Source organism: Saccharopolyspora sp. NPDC002578 (genome assembly GCF_053592695.1).
Map to the genome: position 1 here is coordinate 1 of NZ_JBSFWJ010000043.1, position 19,269 is coordinate 19,269.

Consider the following 19,269-nt stretch of genomic DNA (forward strand, 5'->3'; position numbering starts at 1 on the left):
CTCAGCGGTTTCCTCGCGAGGACGGCTTTTTTCCTCGTGGCGGAGCCACTTGGAAAAAAGATCCCGCAGCGAGGAAACCGCTGAGGTTCCGCTGAGCGACCCCTTCGCAGGCCGCCCAGAACATGACTAAGCGATCGGTTCGGTCAGTTCTGTTCGGACTTCTGGTGCTGCTGAGCGCTTCGCGTCCGCGGCCTCGTCGTCGGGCTGCGTCTGCGAATCCCGCTCCGCTTCGACGCGCGCGGTGTACACCTCGACCTCGCGGGCGATGCGCGCCTCGTCCCAGCCGAGCACTTCCGCCATCAGGCGAGCCACCGCGTCCGCCGACTCGACGCCGCGGTGCGGGTACTCGATGGAGATGCGGGTCCGCCGCGTCAGCACGTCCTCCAGGTGCAGCGCGCCCTCGTGGGTGCACGCGTACACGACCTCGGCCTGCAGGTAGGCGGACGCGGCCGGGACGGGCTTGAGCAGTTCCGGCCGGTCGATCGTGGGCGCCAGGACCTCGTGCACCTGCGAGCCGTAGCGGTCCAGCAGGTGCCGGATGCGGTACGGGTGCACGCCGTGCGCGGTCGCGATCTGGTCGGCCTGGTTCACCAGCGCGTGGTAGCCGTCGGCGCCGAGCAGCGGGACCTGGTCGGTGATCGAGGAGGCGACCCGTCCGGACAGGTCCGGAGTCACGGCGTCCACCGCGTCGGCCGCCATCACCCGGTACGTCGTGTACTTGCCGCCGGCGATCGCCACCAGGCCCGGGGCGACGCGGGCCACCGCGTGCTCCCGCGACAGCTTCGAGCTCTCGTCGCTCTCGCCCGCCAGCAGCGGGCGCAGCCCGGCGTACACGCCTTCGATGTCCTCGTGCTTGAGCGGCGTGGCCAGCACGGTGTTGACGTGCTCGAGGATGTAGTCGATGTCCTTCTTGGTCGCCGCCGGGTGCGCGAGGTCCAGGTTCCAGTCGGTGTCGGTGGTGCCGACGATCCAGTGCCCGCCCCACGGGACGACGAACAGCACGGACTTCTCGGTGCGCAGGATCATCCCGGCTTCCGAGACGATGCGGTCGCGCGGCACGACGATGTGCACGCCCTTGCTGGCCCGCACCCGGAACCGGCCGCGGCTGCCGGACAGGCGCTGCAGCTCGTCGGTCCACACGCCGGTCGCGTTGATCACGGTTTGCGCGCGGACCTCGGTCTCCTCACCGGTCTCCACGTCGCGCAGCTGCACGCCCGCGACCCGGTCGGCTTCCCGGAGGAACCCGGTGACCTGGGTGGAGGTCGCCACGACCGCGCCGTAGCGGGCGGCGGTGCGGGCCACGGTCATGGTGTGGCGGGCGTCGTCGGACTGCGCGTCGTAGTAGCGGATGCCGCCGATGAGCGCGTCCCGCTTCAGCGCGGGCACCATGCGCAGCGCACCGGCCCGCGACAGGTGCTTCTGCCCGGGGACGGAGCGGGCGCCGCCCATCGTGTCGTACATCAGCAGCCCGGCCGCGGTGTACGGGCGTTCCCACACCCGGTGGCTCAGCGGGTACAGGAACGGCACCGGCTTGACCAGGTGCGGGGCGAGGCGCGTGAGCATCAGCTCGCGCTCCCGCAGGGCCTCGCGGACCAGGGAGAACTCCAGCTGCTCCAGGTAGCGCAGGCCGCCGTGGAACAACTTGCTGGAACGGCTCGACGTGCCCGCCGCGAGGTCGCGCGCCTCCACGAGGGCGACTCGCAGCCCGCGGGTGGCGGCGTCCAGCGCGGCGCCGGCGCCGGTGACTCCGCCGCCGATCACGACGACGTCGAACTCCTCCGACCCCAGCCGTCGCCAGTTGCGCTCCCGGTCGCCCGGACCGAGCCTGCCCTGGGCCTCTTCCGAGGCGCGGGTGGCATCGGTGGCACCGGTCGTTGCGGATGATTTCTCGTCGTGGGACACCTGGCGTCCTCCTCGCTCGAATCGCGATCACCGCCGACCCGCGCCCCATCGGCACGTTCCGCGGTGGTCATCATGCCCGGCCTGCGCCTTGCACGCCTGCCGCGCCATTGCTGCTCGGACCTGCTGCGGCCAGGTCCTTCTTCGACGTTTCCGCATGGATGTCGCCGGTCCGCCGGACCGTCGCCCCGCGTTGCACGAGGACCTCGATCTCGGCGTCCGGCGTCGCCGAATCGACGATCACCATGTCGAACTCCTCCGCGGGCGCGACCGCGTGCAGCGCGCGCCTGCGGAACTTCGTGTGGTCCACGTAGAGCACTCGGCGGCTGGCCGCGGCCAGCATCGCCTTCTTGATCTGCACCATCTCCTGCTGCGGGTAGCAGCAGATCCCGTCGGTGACCGCCGAGACGGACATGACCGCGAGGTCCACCCGCAGCCCGCGCAGCGCGTCCAGCGCCATGCCGCCGACGAACGCGTCGGCCCAGGGCAGGTAGTCGCCGCCGATGGAGATCAGGTGCACGCCTTGGTGCGCGGCCAGTTCACCGAACACCCCTCGATGGTTCGTCACCACGGTCAGCGGCGCGCGCTCCGGCAACCGCCGGGCCAGGTAGACGCCGGTGGTCGAATCGTCGAGCACCAGGGCCTGGCCCGGTTCGATCAGCTCGGCCGCCGCCGCCGCGAGCTCGTCCTTCTCCGCCTCGTTCTGCTGCATCCGGTATTCCGAGGCGGCCTCGTAGAGCAGCGAGGACGCCGCGGAGACGTAGCCGCGGTTGCGGTGCACGAGGCCTTGCGATTCCAGATCGGCCAGATCCCGGTACACGGTCATGGCGCTGGCGCCCACCGTCGCGACCAGGTCGTCGATGCGCAGCGAGCCCTCGGCCATCACCAGCTCGGTGATCCGGCGTCGCCGGTCCTGCTGCTTTCCGGACGGGCGTCGACCGGACGTAGCGGACATCGTCGTCCCCCTCACCGCCGTATCCCCTGCGGGGACTTCCACCATTGGATGCCCATCCTCCTGGCCGAACCCGCGCCCGACCGTCGCGCCTCGCGGCACGAGCGCCGCTGACTTCGGCTTCACCGTACATCGCGATAAAAACACCATCGCAAAGCTATTGCAATGTTTGTTTTCACATGCCTAATGTGACCGTGTTCTCCGGCGCGTCCGGCCGCCGGAGCGGCTCCAACGGAGGAGGTCGACGTGCCCATGCCCGCAACCGGGACTCGCCGCCGACCCGTGATCCGGCACCCTCGCCAGGCCGACCGGAACCACTCCGCCCGACCGATCGCGACGCGCCCTCCCGCGCTACCCGCACGCCGGACGATCAACGCACACCCGACCGCGCCGATGGCGCCGCGACGAGGGGACCTGGGACATGAGTCTGGGTGAGATCTTCCTCTGGGAATTGATGGGAACCGCCGTGCTGACCCTGATGGGCTGCGGGGTGGTCGCCAACGTGACCTTGCGCAAAGCGCTGGGCAACAACGGCGGCTGGCTGCTGGTGAACTTCGGCTGGGGCTTCGCCGTGTTCGCGGGCGCGAGCATCGCCGAACCGACCGGGGCGCACATCAACCCGGCCGTCACGCTGGGCCTGGCCGTCGACGGGCAGGTGCCCTGGAGCCAGGTGCCGGTCTACATCGTCGCGCAGCTGATCGGCGGCACGCTCGGCGGCGTGCTGTGCTGGGCCGCCTACAAGCTCCAGTTCGACACCCACGACGAGCCCGAGGGCACCCTCGGGATCTTCAGCACCGCCCCCACCGTGCGGAACACGACGTGGAACCTGGTCACCGAGATCATCGCCACCTTCGTGCTGGTGCTGTGGATCATCCAGACGCCCGGTTCCGGGCGTGGTGACGACGGCGCCTTCAGCTTCGGCAACGACGCGCTCGGCTACGCGGCGGTCGCGTTCATCGTGATCGGGCTCGGTGCCTCGCTCGGCGGGCCCACCGGCTACGCGATCAACCCGGCCCGCGACCTCGGTCCGCGCCTCGCCTACGCGCTGGTGCCGATCCGCGGCAAGGGCCCCGCGGACTGGGGCTACTCCTGGATCCCGGTCGCGGGCCCGATCATCGGCGGCGTCCTGGCGGGCGCGCTGGCACTGGTGCTGCCCGCGACCTGAGCGCGCTCCCGTTCCGCGCGAGCGCACGCCGCGCGGAACGGGGCCGCCCGCCGCGGTCCGGGGCGGCCGATCGGCGCACCGCAGGTGGCGTCGGAAGGCTGCCCCGCCGGCCTGCGCGGGTGACACTCACCCCAGGCCCACCACGCACATCTCGGAATCCATCGAAAAGGACGACATCATGGCCTCCTACGTCGCCGCGATCGACCAGGGCACCACCTCCACCCGCTGCATGATCTTCGACCACGGCGGCCGGGTGGTGGCCGTCGACCAGGTCGAACACCGGCAGATCTTCCCGAAGGCCGGCTGGGTCGAGCACGACCCGGAGGAGATCTGGAGCAACACCCGCCAGGTGTGCGCGGGCGCCCTGGCCAAGGCCGACCTGGTGACCTCCGAGATCGCCGCGGTCGGCATCACCAACCAGCGCGAGACGACCGTCGTGTGGGACAAGACCACCGGCAAGCCCGTCTACAACGCCATCGTCTGGCAGGACACCCGCACCGACACCATCGTCGGTGAGCTCGCCGACGAAGGCGGGCAGAACCGCTTCCACGCCAAGACCGGCCTGACGCTGTCGCCGTACTTCTCCGGCACCAAGATCCGCTGGATCCTGGACAACGTCGACGGGGTGCGCGCCCGCGCCGAGAAGGGCGAGCTGCTGTTCGGCAACATGGACACCTGGGTGCTGTGGAACAGCACCGGTGGCCCCGACGGCGGCCTGCACGTCACCGACCCCACCAACGCCTCCCGGACCCTGCTGATGGACCTGGAGAAGCTGGAGTGGGACGAGGACATCTGCCGCGAGATCGGCGTGCCGACCTCGATGCTGCCGGAGATCCGGTCGTCGTCGGAGGTCTACGGGCACTTCCGCGAGCGCGGCGTGTTCGGCGGGCTGCCCATCGCCGGGATCCTCGGCGACCAGCAGGCCGCGACGTTCGGGCAGGCCTGCCTGTCGCCCGGTGAAGCCAAGAACACCTACGGCACCGGTAACTTCCTGCTGCTCAACACCGGAACCGAGCCGGTGCTGAGCAACAACGGGCTGCTCACCACGGTCGGCTACAAGATCGGCTCGAACGACACCGTGTACTGCTTGGAGGGCTCCATCGCGGTCACCGGGTCGCTGGTGCAGTGGCTGCGGGACAACCTCGGGCTGATCGGCACCGCGCCCGAGATCGAGCAGATCGCGCGCAGCGTCGAGGACAACGGCGGCGCTTACTTCGTGCCCGCGTTCTCCGGCCTGTTCGCCCCGCACTGGCGTTCCGACGCGCGCGGCGCCATCGTCGGGCTCACCCGGTTCGTCAACCGCGGTCACCTGGCCCGCGCGGTGCTGGAGTCCACGGCGTTCCAGACCCGCGAGGTCATCGAGGCCATGAACGCCGACTCCGGGGTGCCGCTGAAGTCGCTCAAGGTCGACGGCGGCATGGTCGGCAACGAGCTGCTCATGCAGTTCCAGGCCGACATCCTCGGCGTCCCCGTGATCCGCCCGACGGTCAGCGAGACCACCGCGCTCGGCGCCGCCTACGCCGCCGGGCTCGCCGTCGGGTTCTGGGCCGGGGAGGACGACATCCGGTCCAACTGGGCGAAGGACAAGCAGTGGGACCCGGTGATGCCGGAAGAGCGCCGCGCCCACGAGTACGCCCAGTGGCAGAAGGCCGTCACGAAGACCTTCGACTGGGCCTGAGGACCGGCCTCGAAGACGGGATTCGAGGTTGCACCGACCGCCGGCGGGCCGAGTGCCCGCCGGCTCGCGGCTCCTCGGTGCGCGGGCGCCCTCCGCACCGGGGAGCCGCCTCATCCCCTCGGCTGCGGCCAGGTCATGTCGGTCGTGGCCGTCATCGGCTCGCCGGTCACTTCGATGCGGCGCGGCTCGTTCGGTTCACCGCTGGACATCACGACCAGCACGACCCCGATCAGCGCGGCCACCGCGACCGCCCAGGACACCGACACCTTCGGCATGCGTCCCCCTCAGCCCGCCGGCACCGTGCCGGCCCGCTACCAAGGTCGCCGAAGTCGGCCGACTCGTTACTCCGGCCGCCTCGGCAGGCCGGACGCGGTCAGCCGCCACACCAGGTGGGTGCCGGAGCCCGCCGGTGCGAGCTGGTCCTCCGGAACGGGACACCGGTCGACCTCGATGAATCCCAGGGACTTCGGGATCGCCCCACTGCGCGCGTTCGCCTCGTCGTGCCAGATCTCCAAGCGGTCCGCGCCCAGCCGGAAGCCCTCGTCGATCAGCGCGATCACCGCCCGGCGCATGATGCCGCGCCCCTCGAAGTCCCGGTGCAGCCAGTAGCCGATCTCCAAACCGCCGGGCCCGATCCGGCTCATCAGGCCGGCCGCCCCGATCACCTGCTGGTCCGGGCCGAGCACCGCGTAGTTGAAGGCCGTGCGCTGCGCCCAGTCGCGGTCGTTCTTGCCGACGAAGTCGGCGGCCTCCTTCATCCCGTAGCCGGGCTTCGCCCACGGCAACCACGGCCCCAGGTGCTCCAGCGACTCCGTCACGAGCCGCAGGACGACACCGGCGTCCTCCAGCCGCCACCGGCGCAGATCCACTCCATCGTGGTGCAGTTTCTCGTGCGGCTCCATGCCGCAGGAGTCTGCTGCACTCCGCCCCCGAGCGGTACCGGTTTTCCCACGCCCGCCCCGGCCGGCTCCGTCCGGCGGGACGACCGGCGAGAACCGACCGCCCCTCACCACACCGCGTAGGGGCCGATCTTTGATCCTCGTCCTGTCAGCGGCGAAGCCGCTGAGCAGCGACCACGCACGCAGCCGGACCACCCGCGGGTTCTCAGCGGTTTCCTCGCGAGGACAGCTTTTTCCCTCGTGGCGGAGCCACTCGGGAAAAAACTGCCACACCGGCCAGGGGCGCAGCGAGGAAACCGCTGAGGTTCCGCTGAACGACCACCTACGCAGGCCATTCCGAAAGAACCTGCTCGACGACGTCGGCTGCCGTGCGGGCACCACCGGCTTCCTGGATCTCCTGCCGGATGGCCCGGGACCTGGCGAGCAGCTCCGGGTCGTCGCACACCTGGTCCAGCGCCGCACGCAGCGCCTCCGGGGTCGCCTGCTCCTTCGGCAACCGCACCCCGATGCCGAGCTGCTCGATCCGCTCGGCGTTCGCGAACTGGTCCGCGGCCTGCGGAATCGCGATCATCGGCACGCCGGAGTACAGGCCTTCCATCGACCCGCCCATGCCGGCGTGGGTGATGAACACGTCCGCGTGCGACAGCACGTTGAGCTGCGGCACCCACCGGTGCACCTCGACGTTCGCGGGAATCTCCCCCAATTCCGCCGGGGCGACGACCTTGCCGATGGTGAGCACCACCTGCCAGTCGAGACCGCCGAAAGCGGCCAGGCAGGAGCGGTAGAGCTCCAGCTGATCGGTGTAGGCGGAGCCCATCGAGATCAGCAGCACCGGCCGCTCGTCGGACGGTTCCCATGCGCCTTGGGAGGAACGCTCGGTCAGCATCGGCCCGACGAACGTGTACTCGTCGGCGACCGAATCGCCGTTGTACTGGAACGAGCGCGGAATCGCGACGACGCAGCGCTCGGGATCCATCGTCGCGAACGTCATCGGCACGCCCTGCGCGGCGAAGAACTCGTCGGCGCGGGCGTGGACCGCTTTGAGCTCCGGGGTGTCCTGCGAACCGAAGACCTCTTCGATCCCTTCGAACCGCACGTGCGTCGAGGACAGGCAGATCGCCGGGACGCCCCACTGGTGCGCGAGCACCGGCGCTTGCAGTGCGCCGATGTCGTAGACGATCAGGTCCGGCCGGTCCTGGTCGTAGGCGGTGGCGAGCTGCGCCCGCACCGCGATCATCTCTTCGACGAACAGCAGCACGGCGGCGGCCTGCTCGTCCGGCCACTGCTCTTGGGTGGCCGCGGAGGGCAGCGTCGACTCGTAGCGGACCGGCGTGGCTCCGACTTCGGCCACCTGCGGCACGAAGTCCTCGGTCACGGCGTAGGTGACGCGGTGGCCGCGAGCGGTCAGCTCGGCGACCAGCCCCAGGCCCGGGTTGATGTGGCCGTGCGCGGGCACCGCCATGAAGGCGATGTGCGCACGCTCGTTCGGCACGTGATCCATTCTGATCCACTCCACGATTCGGGAAGCCGTCCCCGCGCGCGGGGACGAGCTCGGAATGTCGGCGAGCACCTGCGCGTCGAACCGGCCCCGGAAAGCGGGCGGCGCGCGGCGCGGTTCAGCCGCAGGCGGCGAACTCGCGCGGGCACGTCACGGGTGACGTTCTTCCGCAGGTGGGCGGAGATCAGAGGTAGAACTGGTGCCAGAACATGCCGGAACCGTAACCGGGCCGCACCGGGGCCGTTGCGTCATTTTCGCCGCTGCGCCGACCAGCGGTGACCGGTTCAGGCGGTGCGCTCGGCGATGGCGTCCTCGACCATGCGGCGGGTCTGCCACAGCTCGTTGCCGTTGACCTCGTCGCGCAGCGCGACCAGGTCGGCCATGGTGGCTTTTGCCGGTCGTCCCAGCTTGTCGAGGCTCTTGAGCAGCCCCAGCTGGGCCAGCGCCATGCCGCGCGGTTCCCGGATGGCTCGGAACTTCCCGTGCGCGTCCCGGTAGGTGCGGGCGGCGTCGCCGTACCGGCCGGCCCGGAAGTGCACGTTGCCGCGCATCTTGCGGTTGTAGGCCAGCGCGCTGGAGAGGTCCATCCGGCGGCAGGTCCCTTCGGCGCTCGTCAGCAGCTCCAGCGCCTGCTCGTGCTCACCGCGCAGCGACAGCACGTCCGCCTGCCCGCGCAGCGCCCACGCGTGGCCGCGGTCGTCACCGGAGTTCGCCGCGACGTGCGCGGCTTCCTCGAACCGCTGGGCCGCCGAGTCGAGGTCCCCGGTGTTGCGCTCGATCTGGGCGAGTCCTTCCAGCGCCCACACGATGTGCCGGGATTCCTCCCGCTTGCGCGCCTCGGTGAGCACGTGCTCGTGCAATCCGCGCGCCTGCTCGAAATCGCCCTGGATTCGCACCGTCTCGGCGACACCGGCGAAGGTGTAGCCGTAGGCGACGATGTCCCCCGCCGCCGCGGCCAGGTCCCGCCCCTGGCTGAGCCAGCGCAGCGCCAGGTTCAGCTCTCCCCGCTGGCGCGCCAGCGTGCCCCCGCTCCACAGCGCCCACGCCCGCGCGGCGGTGTCGCCGGCGGTGCGGGCCGCGCGGTAACTGGCCTTCCAGGCGAGCTCGGCCTCTTCGAGGTGCCCCAGCCTGCGGCAGGATTCGGCGACGGCCAGCTTCGCCTGCGCGACGTCGAGGGCCGTGCCCTGCTCGGACGCCCACTGCTCCCGGATTCGCGCCTGTCCGAGGACGTCCTCGTAAGCCGTGTTCACGGACATGTCCTGCAGCGCGCCCTGGTATTCCGGTGCGAACGCCTTGTTGCCGTTCATTCGAGTCCGCCTCACTTGCCTGATCGCCGATGCCCGGCGTTGTCGTCACCGATACGGGTGGCCACCGCTGATGCCTCGTGGCAGTGGCCACCCGCGTCCCTCCGCACCCCTTGCACGAATGAATCTAGGTGCGGGCACGGGCCGTGCGGATCGGCCGAAGTGGCGCGGTTGAAGTCGATCGATAGGCCGTGGACGCGGATCGTTCTCATACTTTCGGCCCGAGTGCGCCGACCCCTCGATCGTTCGTGGCCGAGGCGGACGCCCGGCCCTGGCGGAGCACGCCTGGTCAGGCACCCGGCCGCTGATCGGCGGGCAGCGCGCACGCCGGTGTGGACCCCGGCAGCCGGTAGCGGTTCGCGGCGATCCACCGGTACGCGAACGCGGCGAGCGAACGCAGCACCGGCAGCGACAGCAGCGTTCCCGGCACCGACCACGGGAGGCCGCAGTGCCGGAGCAGCGCGGCGACCGCGTCCGCGCCACCGCGCACGCGACCGCGTTCGCCCACCCAGAGCACTTCGTGCCGGGCGCGCTGCTCGGTGGTGCCCAGGGCGGCCAGGTCGGCCTCCTGCCACGCGACGATGCGCGCTCGCAGCGGCAACTTCTCGGCGAGCCGCACGCTGCGGGTGCAGAACCCGCAGTCGCCGTCGTAGATCAGGACCGGTGTCGCCATGTTCCACGCCTCCCGCGCTCCAGCGTCCCCGTTCCGGGGACGCCCGTCGATCCCGCGGCGGGCACGAGCGGGGTCAGTCGAGGTCGTCGTGGCGCATCAGCTGGCGCCCGGCCTCGGTCAGCGAGCCCGACAACGACGGGTACACCGAGAACGTGTTGGCCAGGTTCTCCACCGTGACCTGGTTCTGCACGGCCAGCGCGATCGGCAGCACCAGTTCGCTGGCGTTCGGGGAGACGACGACGCCACCGATGACCACACCGGTCTGCGGTCGGCAGAAGACCTTGAGGAAGCCTCGGCGCAGCCCTTCCATCTTGGCCCGCGGGTTCGTCGCCAGCGGCAGCGTCACGATCCGCGCGGGCACGTCACCGCAGTCGATCGCCTGCTGGCTGATGCCGACCGTGGCGATCTCGGGGTGGGTGAACACGTTGCCGGCGACCGTCTTCAGCTTGATCGGGCTGACGCCTTCGCCCAGCGCGTGCCACATCGCGATGCGCCCCTGCATGGCGGCGACGGAGGCCAGCAGCAGCAGGCCGGTGCAGTCCCCGGCCGCGTACACGCCGGGCACCTTCGTGCGGGACACCCGGTCGACCTTGACGTAGCCGCCGCGGTCGGTCTCCAGGCCGAGCCGTTCGAGGCCGATGTCCTCGGTGTTGGGCACCGATCCGACCGTCATCAGGGCGTGACTGGCCTCCACCTGCCTGCCGTCGGCGAGGTGCACGACCACGCCCTTGTCGGTGCGTTCGACGCGCTCGGCGCGAGCGTGCTTGACCACCTCGGTGCCGCGCTCGGCGAAGACCTCTTCGAGCACTCCGGCCGCGTCGGCGTCCTCGTGCGGCAGCACGCGGTCCCGGCTGGAGATCATCGTGACCTTGACGCCCATCTCGGTGTACGCGGAGGCGAATTCCACGCCGGTCACCCCGGAGCCGATCACCGCGAGGTGCTCGGGCAGCTCCGGCAGGTCGTAGAGCTGCCGCCAGCTCAAGATCCGCTCGCCGTCGGGCACCGCGCCCGGCAGAACGCGCGGAGTGGCGCCGGTGGCGATCAGCACCACGTCGCCGATCAGCTCCTCGGAGCCGCCGTCGGCCCGCTCGACGCCGATGTGGTGCTGGGCCATGCCGTGTTCACGGTCGGTGAACCGGGCCCGACCAGCGATGATCTTGACGCCTTCCCGGCGGACCCGAGCCCGGATGTCCGCGGACTGCGCCAGTGCGAGCCCCTTGACCCGGCCGTGCACCACGGCGACGTCGACAGCGACGGATTCGGGACTGGTGCGGATGCCCAGCTCGCTCACGTCACGCGCGGAGGAACGCGCACCCGCGGAGGCGATGAACGTCTTGGACGGGACGCAGTCGTAGAGCACGCACGCGCCACCGAGCCCGTCCGGTTCGACCAGCGTGACGTCGGCGCCGTTCTGCGCGGCGACGAGGGCCGCCTCGTAACCGGCCGGCCCACCTCCCATGATCACGATGCGGGTCACTTCGCGTTCCTCCAGAAATCCGAGCCTTGTGGGCGCCGCAGCCACCCTATGTCGCAAGCGTCGCCGACGATTCGGGCGGTACCCACCGGTTCGTCGCGTTCCGATCACGACTCGCCGTCGACGGTGACGCGGTCCACTCCGACATCGGGCGTATCGATCGCTACCCTGTGGGGCGTGCCGCTGTACGCCGCGTACGGGTCCAACATGGACCCGGCCCAGATGACAGAGCGAGCCCCGCACTCCCCCTTGGCGGGAACGGGCTGGCTGATGGACTGGCGGCTGACCTTCGGTGGTGAGGACTACGGCTGGGAAGGTGCGCTGGCGACGATCGTCGAGCACCCCGGCGAGCAGGTCTTCACCGTGCTGTATGACGTCAGCCCCGAGGACGAACGCCAGCTCGACCGTTGGGAGGGCTCCGAGCTGCGGATGCACAAGAAGCTGCGGCTTCGCGTGCAGACCCTCGACGGCCCGGTGCTCGCCTGGCTGTACGTGCTCGACGCCTACGAGGGCGGGTTGCCCTCGGCCCGCTACCTGGGGGTGATGGCCGACGCCGCGGAAGCGGCGGGCGCACCCGAGGACTACGTGGCGAAGCTGCGCACTCGGCCCTGCGGCAACATCGGACCGTGATCGGCTCGCCGCCGTCGAGCGATCCGGTCGCCACATCCCGCGTGTGATAATCACACCGACGGCACACGTCGTGGGTGAGGTGGGTGTGGCCCAGGTCGACGGGACGGTCTCCCAACAGCAGCGGCGCGAGCAGATCCGGCAGGACGTGCTCGCCCACGGCCACGTGCGCATCGAACAGCTCGTCGAGGAGCACGGCGTCAGCGGGATGACCATCCACCGCGACCTGGACCTGCTGGAACGCCAGGGCTGGCTGCGCAAGATCCGCGGCGGCGCCACCTCCACGCCGGGTTCGCTGCTGGCGAGGTCGGTGGGCGCGCGACGCTCCGACGCCGCGGACGCGAAGGCCCGGATCGCCCGCCACGCGCTGCGCCACATCACCTCCGGCCAAGTGGTCGCGATCGACGACAGCACCAGCGGGCTGGCGGTCGCCGAACTGCTCGCCCCGGCGGCTCCGCTGACCGTCGTCACCAACTTCCTGCCGGTGATCAACCTGCTCAGCGGGCAGGACGGGCTGCACGTGATCGGCCTGGGCGGCGATTACCACCCGGGCTTCGACGCGTTCCTCGGCCTGCACGCCGCCGACATGGCGGACACCTTGCGCTCCGACGTGCTGCTGCTGTCGACGACCGCCGTGGTCGACGGGCACTGCCTGCACCGGTCGCAGGAGACGGTGCAGGTGAAGCGGGCCCTGATGCGCACCGCGGCCACCCGCGTCCTGCTGGCCGACCACTCCAAGTTCGAACGCCGAGCCGTGCACGAACTGGCGCCGCTGACCGATTTCGACCTGGTCATCGTGGACGCCGACACCCCGCCCGCGGTGGTCGAAGGCATGCGCGGTCGCGGCGTGGCCGTGGAGATAGCCGAAGCCTGATCCGGCGGCCGGGCGAACTACCGGGCTCGTTGCAGCCGTTCCACCGCGGCGGGCACGTCGGCCAGCGAGAACACCGCGATGTCGGGCTCGTCGAGCTGCTCCCGCGTCGGATCGGGCGGTGCCTCCCCGCGAACCACCCAGACCGTGCGGATCCCCAGCCGCTGCGCGCCGCGGACGTCGGAGTCCAGCCTGTTGCCGACGTGCACCGCGTGCGCCGGCGACACCCCGGCCCGGTCCAGTGCGTGCTGGAAGATCGCCGGATCCGGCTTGGCGGCGCCCACCAGCTCCGAGATGGCCCAGTAGTCGATGAACGAGGCCACGCCGTCCCGGCGCAGCGCGTCCACCACCAAGGCCCGCTGATTGGCCACCACGGCGATCTTGTAGCGCTCGGAGAGCTCGCGCAGCGCGGGCAGCACATCGGGATGCAGCGCGGAGGGCGGGTAGAACCAGTAGCTCTCGGCGCGGTCGGACAACCGCTGCCGGTCCCCCTCGCGCAGGAAGCGCTCCGCCATCGCCGTGCGCAACGAGCCTTCCTGCGACTGCCGCCGCGCGTCGTAGACGCGCTGGAAATCCGCTTCGAGCAGCACTCCGCCGTTCTCCGCGACCAGTTCGCAGGTCGCCCGCAGCAGGGCTTCCCGGTACCAGGAATCGTCGTAGATCGGCCCGCCCACGTCCAGCAGGACCAGTTCGATCCGCTCGCCCGGCGTCCTGGGCGCCACCGCGGACCCCGGCCCGGAGTCCGCGGGCGCGGCGGCCCGCTCCGGAGCCGGGAGCTCGCCGGGGGACTTCTCGCTCTGTCGTGGCACTTCGCGTCCTCCTCGTCCCGCGGCCCTGCTGGATCCGCACGCCGAAGCGGCGGACACCGACGTCGGCTCGGGCCGGAATGCCGGGCTCCTCGCTGAACATAACGCATTCGAATGCGGTCATCACAGCCGTTCGTGTGATGTTCGGGAGCCGGTTCACGACCGGCCTCCGGTGGGCAGGGCAGCCTCGATGCGGGCCACGACGGGAATGGCTCCGGACGGGCCGAGTCGGGCCAGCTCCAGCAGTTCGGCGGCGCGCCGGGTTCCGCGCCGATCGCGCCGTCGCGCCACCTGCTCGGTCACGACCGCGTGGAACCGGACCGCGGCCGAGCCCAGCGCTGCCAGCGCCTGTTCCAGGCAGGCCAGCGCGGTCCGGCGCTCACCCGTGCAGAGCATCTCCGCGAGGGCGGCGTCCAGCGCGTACACCCGGAGCCCGTCGAGTTCGATCACGTCGGCCTCGCGGACCCAGGTCTGCTTGATCGCCAGGTCCGGCGCCGGGCGGAGCTGGCGGTCGTAGGGCACCGCGACGTGCACCGTCCGGTCGGCGATCGCCTCGGTGCAGCCGTGCATGGCGACGGCGGTCGGGCCGCTGAGCACCGCGTGCGGTCCGGCGCGCAGCAGCGCGGCCTCCGCTCGCGCCAGCGGGTCCCCGGCTCGTTCGGACGGCAGCACCACGCCGGACCACGGCTCGATCCACCGGCCGTCGTCCAGCGCCGCTCGTAATCCGTCCGCGCCGAACGCGCGTTCGGCGCTGGACCGGCGAAGCGCGCCGTGCAGCGTTGCGCCCGGGACCTCGGAGGCTGGCCGGGGCGCGGCACCTCGATCGGTGCGGCCGGGTGGTGCCGGCCCGCGCCGCTCGGCGGGGATCTCGGGAGGAGCCGTGGGAAGCAGCAGGTTCGCGGTCATACCTATAAGAGGGCGCGAACCCCGGAACTGATACATCTCGTTCGAGTGAACGCCGCGGCGGAACTCCCGGTATCCAGCAGAGGCCGACGGGACCCCGCCGCGCGTTCGACTCGCGAGGACGTCACGGCCGGACCGGACGCCTCGCCCGACGCGTCACTTGGTCAGCGCCGCCAGCGCCGTCCCGACCATCACCCGGATGCCGACCAGCAACGCCCGCTCGTCCAGGTCGAAGGTCGGCTGGTGCAGGTCCCTGGCCCGCGCCTGCCCGGAACGCACGCCGAGCCGCACGAACGAGCCCGGCACGTGCTCCAGGTACCAGCCGAAGTCCTCGCCGCCCGAGGACTGCGGAGTGCCCGTGACCGCGTGCTCTCCCAACGCGGCCTGGATCGCCGCGGACATCAGCTCGGTGCTCGCCGCGTCGTTGACCACGGGCGGCACACCGCGCCGGTGCTGCAGGTCGAAACCCACGCCCAGCGGCGCCAGCAGGCCCGACACGAGCTCCCGCGTCAGCGGCTCCAGCTCCGCCCACGTCCCCCGATCGCCGGTGCGCAGCGTGCCGGTGAGCACGCCGGTCTGCGGGATCGCGTTCGGCGCCTCCCCCGCGTGCACCGCGCCCCAGGTGAGCACCGTTCCGGTGCGCGGGTCGACGCGGCGGGACAGCAGCGTCGGCAGCCCGGTGATCACGGTGCCCAGCGCGTGCACCAGGTCCGCGGTCAGGTGCGGCCGCGAGGTGTGCCCGCCGGGCGAGTTCAGCCGCAGCTCCAGCAGATCGCTGGCGGAGGTGATGGCACCGGCCTTCACCCCGACGCGGCCGACCGGCAGCCGCGGATCGCAGTGCAGCCCGAAGATCTGCTCCACGCCGTCGAGCCCACCGGCGGCGAGCACGTCGAGCGCGCCGCCCGGCATGACCTCCTCGGCGTGCTGGAAGATCAACCGGATCCGGCCGGGCAGCTCCGGCCCCGTCGCCAGCGCCAGGGCCGTGCCCAGCAGGATCGTCGTGTGCGCGTCGTGGCCGCAGGCGTGCGCCACGCCGTCCGCGGTGGAGGAGAACGGCAGCCCGGTCGCCTCGGTCAGCGGCAGCGCGTCGATGTCGGCGCGCAGCGCGATGGTGCGGCGCGGCTGCGCGTTCTCCGGCCCGAGGTCGCAGAGCAACCCGGTGCCGCCCGGCAGCACGCGCGGGCTCAGCCCGGCCGCGGTGAGCCGCTCGGCCAGGAACGCGGTCGTGCCGTGCTCGGCGCGGGAGAGCTCCGGGTGGGCGTGGATGTGCCTGCGCCACGACAGCACGTGTCCCGCGTTCGCGGTGAGCCACGCGTCGAGCCAGGCCGGGCCCCGTCCGGCACCCAGGTCTTCCAGCGCGCCGTGACCATCGGACCCCACGCCGGACATGGTGTCGCCGCTGTCGCCGATCGGCTCGCCGGGCGGCCTGGCGCCCAGCTCGGCCTCCCGCCACGCGTCCGCGTCGTCCAGGCCGCCGTTGTTCGCTGTCTTGCGCGGCTCGGGGCCGCGAGAATCCACTACCGTCACGCCACGCCTCCCGACGTGTGTTGCCGTCGCGCCGAGCCCGGGTCGGCCCCGGATCCGGCGGCGTTGTGCTTCCCGGTTCGCACCGGGCGGTCTTCGGCCGAGGCCGCGAGCCGCGATCTCAGGCCGGGTTCGGTCGCCGCCGCCACGGCCGTCCACGCCATCGCCACCGCCGCGTCCAGCACGGCGCGATCGGCCGACGGCGACGCGCACGCGGCGGCGAACTCGGCCTGGTGGGTCACCGCGTCGCCGCAGTCCAGCGCGATCATCGGGTGGATCGCGGGCAGCACCTGCGTCACGTTGCCCATGTCGGTGCTGCCGATGACCCGTTCGGCCTGCTCGGCGCGAGGAACCGGCCGGCGCCCGAGTTCGGTGATCGCCGCGCGGTACGCCTCGGAGAGCTCGTCGTCGCAGGACAGTTCGGCGTACACCGGGGATACCTGCACGACCTCGTGGGAGCAGCCGGTCGCCGTCGCACCCGCCTCGAAGCAGGCCCGGATGCGGTTCTCCAGGCGCTCCAAGGAAAGCGACTCGGCGGCGCGCAGGTTGTACATCGCCGCAGTGTGAGCGGGAACGACGTTCGGCGCGGCGCCGCCTGCGGTCACGATACCGTGCACCATCTGGCCGGATTCGAGGTGCTGGCGCAGCAATCCGATCGCGACCTGGGCGACGGTCAGCGCGTCGGCGGCGTTCACGCCGAGCTCCGGAGCCGCCGCCGCGTGCGCCGCTCTGCCCGCGTAGCGCACTTCGAGGTCGTTGATGGCCAGCGACCTGGGCGCGCAGATCTCCTCCGGGCCGGGGTGCACCATCATCGCCATCGCCAGGCCGTCGAACGCGCCGCGTTCCAGCATCAGCACCTTGCCGCCGCCGAGCTCCTCGGCCGGGGTGCCGAGGACGCGGACGGTGATGCCGAGTTCGTCGGCGACCTCGGCCAGCGCCAGCGCGGCGCCGACGGCCGCCGCGGCGATCACGTTGTGCCCGCAGGCGTGGCCGAGTTCGGGCAGCGCGTCGTACTCGGCGCAGATCCCGATCACGAGGTCGCCGTGGCCGCGTTCCGCGGAGAAGGCGGTGTCCAGTCCGGCGACGGGCGCCTGGACGGTGAAGCCGTGCTCGGCGAGCAGCGCGCTCACCTCGGCGGCGCTGCGGTGCTCGGCGAAGGCCGTCTCGGGCTCCGCGTGCAGGCTGCGCGCGAGTCCGATGAGCGCGCGCTCGTGGCGCCGGACGGTCTCCCGGCAGGTGGCGCGGATGTCGGAGCGCGGTGCGGCCTCGCGGGCGGATGGGTCCTGGTTCATGTGGCGACCATCCTGCACGATTCCGGAGCGCTGAAGCCGCAGTGCCCGCGACGGTCCGCCAGCCGGTCGGCGGATTGCGCTCAGCGGCACCGTGTGATCAGCCGCGGGATAGAAGTTCCACATTCAACTTCTTCGCGGGCTTTCCGAACTCCGCGCACACATCCGAGTGCGCCGTACCGGAAGCAGAACTCCGATGCGAAACGCAATGCGGGACAGGAGAGGCACGGGAAAGCGGAACTCGCCGAAGGCCACGAGCGGACCCGAACGATTCCGCGGTCAGCGCCGGCCAGCGCGGCTGCTCGACGGCGATTCCCCAAGCGGCGGAACGCTTTCCGCCGCCGGACCACTGTCGCCGCAGGCCTGGCGCGGCATCCGAACAAGGGATGTCCACAGCGCCGAAGGCGGGCTGAAAGAGGGTGTGGGCCGGCACCGGTCGGGGGGCTTCCCGGTGCCGGCCCACGTCTGCGAGGGGTCACGACCCCAAGTAGTGCACCGTCCCGCCGGGAGTGCGGAGTGCGCCGAACCCGGCTCGCACATCCCGTGCAGTTGTGAAAATCCCACAGGTTAGCCCGCCAGGTCTAGTCCATAGCGGGAAATCTTCGAAAAGAATGCCGAAAACCGACCTCGTTGCCCTTTTTCCCGGAGCACCGCGTGAGGGGTTGCCCTACCTTTTCCACTTGAAGCTGAGGATCGGGCGCTTGCGGGCCTTCCGGGAGAACAGCACCGCCGCGATGAGCACGAAACCACCGATGCCGACCGCCAGCCGCTGCTTGTCGTCGAACGCGCTCTGCTGGTCACCGTTGAGGTCCGGCCCCGGCGGGGCGGTGGGCTCCTGCGCGACCAGCGCGGTCGCGGCGACCGGTGCCTGCTCGGTCGCGGCGACGGCGGTGCCACCGGCCGCGGGCGAGAGCAGGAGGACCCCGCCGAGCGTCAGGACCGCGAGCAGTCGCCCCATGCGTGCCATCAGCACTCCACACCTTTCCACGCAGCGCTACGCGGCGACGGGCCGCCGCACCAGGCCATTTGATCACATCGCGACCGGTGGACGCTCGCGTCCGGGGCAGGTTGCCCGGATCGTCGCAACGCCTCCGGTCAGGCCGTGATGTACGTCGAGATCCCCTGCTTCGCGCACAGCGCCTTCTCCCGCTCCTGCGGCGTGGACGCGCAGCCGTAGCCCTCGAAGTTCGCGAACCGGCCGCTGCCCTGGTACTCGTCCGCGGGCAGCGAGAGGTACTTGGTCATCACCCGCTCCGCCTCGGCGCAGCCCAAGGTCTTGCCCGACTCGTTCTCCGCGAACAGCCGGTACGTGACGCCCGCCCGGTTCGTGATCTCGCCGCAGTCGGTGTCGCCGGTGTCGGGCGGAGCGGTCGATTCGCCGGTGTCGGACGTGGGCGTCGTCGACGACGAATCACCGGTGGTCACCGACGTGGTGGCGGGGGCCTCGCCGGTCGCCGAGGGCTCCGCGGGGCCGCTGGGAGCCGCGTCGGCGGTGGGCGGCGGCGGTTCGAGGGCCTTCGGCAGGGTCACCACCGCGGGCGGCTGCTGGGCGGGCGCGGACTCGGGTGCGGCGCCGCATCCCGCGAGGCAGAGCCCCGCGATCATGGATCCGGCGATCAGTCGGGCACGCATGGTCGCTCCTCGTTCACTGGGTCCGCCCTGCCAGGAAGGAGGACGCGCGGCGCACCCGCCGAGTTCACCGGAAGT

18 protein-coding genes are annotated in these 19,269 nt (G+C 71.4%); 4 read left to right on the top strand and 14 right to left on the bottom strand.

The features are described from left to right. Positions 1 to 126: 126 nt before the first annotated feature. Together glpD and ACWD38_RS19935 are read right to left on the bottom strand one after the other, a co-directional pair. Positions 127 to 1,788: a glycerol-3-phosphate dehydrogenase gene (gene glpD / locus ACWD38_RS19930; RefSeq protein WP_221316805.1), complete on the bottom strand. Its 1,662-nt coding sequence runs from the start codon at positions 1,786 to 1,788 to the stop codon at positions 127 to 129. Positions 1,789 to 1,972: 184 nt separating this feature from the next. Further along, positions 1,973 to 2,854: a DeoR/GlpR family DNA-binding transcription regulator gene (locus ACWD38_RS19935; RefSeq protein ID WP_184482447.1), complete on the bottom strand. Its 882-nt coding sequence runs from the start codon at positions 2,852 to 2,854 to the stop codon at positions 1,973 to 1,975. A gap of 418 nt (positions 2,855 to 3,272) precedes the next feature. On the opposite strand from ACWD38_RS19935, the gene ACWD38_RS19940 reads away from it, so the two are divergent. Then, positions 3,273 to 4,016 (top strand): MIP/aquaporin family protein, encoded by a 744-nt coding sequence (locus ACWD38_RS19940; RefSeq protein WP_450124660.1) that lies wholly within the window; start codon positions 3,273 to 3,275, stop codon positions 4,014 to 4,016. Between the two features lie 178 nt (positions 4,017 to 4,194). Continuing rightward, the gene (gene glpK, locus ACWD38_RS19945; RefSeq protein WP_184482453.1) at positions 4,195 to 5,694 is read left to right on the top strand and encodes a glycerol kinase GlpK; all 1,500 of its coding nucleotides are present in this window, start codon (positions 4,195 to 4,197) and stop codon (positions 5,692 to 5,694) included. A gap of 110 nt (positions 5,695 to 5,804) precedes the next feature. Here the strand turns inward: glpK and ACWD38_RS19950 are convergent, their stop codons facing one another. From ACWD38_RS19950 to ACWD38_RS19975, 6 genes are all read right to left on the bottom strand, one after another. Continuing rightward, positions 5,805 to 5,969 carry a hypothetical protein gene (locus ACWD38_RS19950; protein ID WP_450124661.1) on the bottom strand — a complete coding sequence of 55 codons (165 nt, stop codon included), beginning with the start codon at positions 5,967 to 5,969 and terminating at the stop codon, positions 5,805 to 5,807. A gap of 66 nt (positions 5,970 to 6,035) precedes the next feature. Further along, positions 6,036 to 6,596 carry a GNAT family N-acetyltransferase gene (locus ACWD38_RS19955; protein ID WP_184482460.1) on the bottom strand — a complete coding sequence of 187 codons (561 nt, stop codon included), beginning with the start codon at positions 6,594 to 6,596 and terminating at the stop codon, positions 6,036 to 6,038. 319 nt (positions 6,597 to 6,915) lie between these two features. Then, entirely contained in the window at positions 6,916 to 8,055 is a 1,140-nt protein-coding gene (locus ACWD38_RS19960) for a macrolide family glycosyltransferase (RefSeq protein WP_450124674.1), read from the bottom strand. A 320-nt stretch (positions 8,056 to 8,375) separates the two neighbouring features. Then, positions 8,376 to 9,398 carry a tetratricopeptide repeat protein gene (locus ACWD38_RS19965; protein ID WP_450124662.1) on the bottom strand — a complete coding sequence of 341 codons (1,023 nt, stop codon included), beginning with the start codon at positions 9,396 to 9,398 and terminating at the stop codon, positions 8,376 to 8,378. Positions 9,399 to 9,684: 286 nt separating this feature from the next. Continuing rightward, a complete protein-coding gene (locus ACWD38_RS19970; RefSeq protein ID WP_184482469.1) occupies positions 9,685 to 10,068 on the bottom strand; it encodes a thiol-disulfide oxidoreductase DCC family protein in 384 nt (127 codons plus the stop codon). 73 nt (positions 10,069 to 10,141) lie between these two features. After that, a complete protein-coding gene (locus ACWD38_RS19975) occupies positions 10,142 to 11,545 on the bottom strand; it encodes an NAD(P)H-quinone dehydrogenase (RefSeq protein WP_184482472.1) in 1,404 nt (467 codons plus the stop codon). A gap of 174 nt (positions 11,546 to 11,719) precedes the next feature. On the opposite strand from ACWD38_RS19975, the gene ACWD38_RS19980 reads away from it, so the two are divergent. After that, a complete protein-coding gene (locus ACWD38_RS19980; protein WP_184482475.1) occupies positions 11,720 to 12,172 on the top strand; it encodes a gamma-glutamylcyclotransferase in 453 nt (150 codons plus the stop codon). A gap of 70 nt (positions 12,173 to 12,242) precedes the next feature. Then, the gene (locus tag ACWD38_RS19985) at positions 12,243 to 13,043 is read left to right on the top strand and encodes a DeoR/GlpR family DNA-binding transcription regulator (RefSeq protein ID WP_450124663.1); all 801 of its coding nucleotides are present in this window, start codon (positions 12,243 to 12,245) and stop codon (positions 13,041 to 13,043) included. Positions 13,044 to 13,060: 17 nt separating this feature from the next. On the opposite strand, the gene ACWD38_RS19990 is transcribed toward ACWD38_RS19985, so the two are convergent. From ACWD38_RS19990 to ACWD38_RS20015, 6 genes are all read right to left on the bottom strand, one after another. Further along, entirely contained in the window at positions 13,061 to 13,849 is a 789-nt protein-coding gene (locus ACWD38_RS19990) for an HAD family hydrolase (RefSeq protein WP_343071583.1), read from the bottom strand. 153 nt (positions 13,850 to 14,002) lie between these two features. Next, positions 14,003 to 14,752: a hypothetical protein gene (locus ACWD38_RS19995; protein WP_184482478.1), complete on the bottom strand. Its 750-nt coding sequence runs from the start codon at positions 14,750 to 14,752 to the stop codon at positions 14,003 to 14,005. A 153-nt stretch (positions 14,753 to 14,905) separates the two neighbouring features. Further along, a complete protein-coding gene (locus ACWD38_RS20000; protein WP_184485745.1) occupies positions 14,906 to 16,138 on the bottom strand; it encodes a M20 family metallopeptidase in 1,233 nt (410 codons plus the stop codon). Positions 16,139 to 16,272: 134 nt separating this feature from the next. Next, positions 16,273 to 17,565 (bottom strand): amidohydrolase, encoded by a 1,293-nt coding sequence (locus tag ACWD38_RS20005; protein WP_184482481.1) that lies wholly within the window; start codon positions 17,563 to 17,565, stop codon positions 16,273 to 16,275. 664 nt (positions 17,566 to 18,229) lie between these two features. Next, entirely contained in the window at positions 18,230 to 18,529 is a 300-nt protein-coding gene (locus ACWD38_RS20010) for a hypothetical protein (protein ID WP_184482485.1), read from the bottom strand. A 128-nt stretch (positions 18,530 to 18,657) separates the two neighbouring features. Next, positions 18,658 to 19,194, bottom strand: a complete 537-nt coding sequence (locus ACWD38_RS20015) for a hypothetical protein (protein ID WP_184482488.1) — start codon at positions 19,192 to 19,194, stop codon at positions 18,658 to 18,660. Positions 19,195 to 19,269 lie beyond the last annotated feature (75 nt).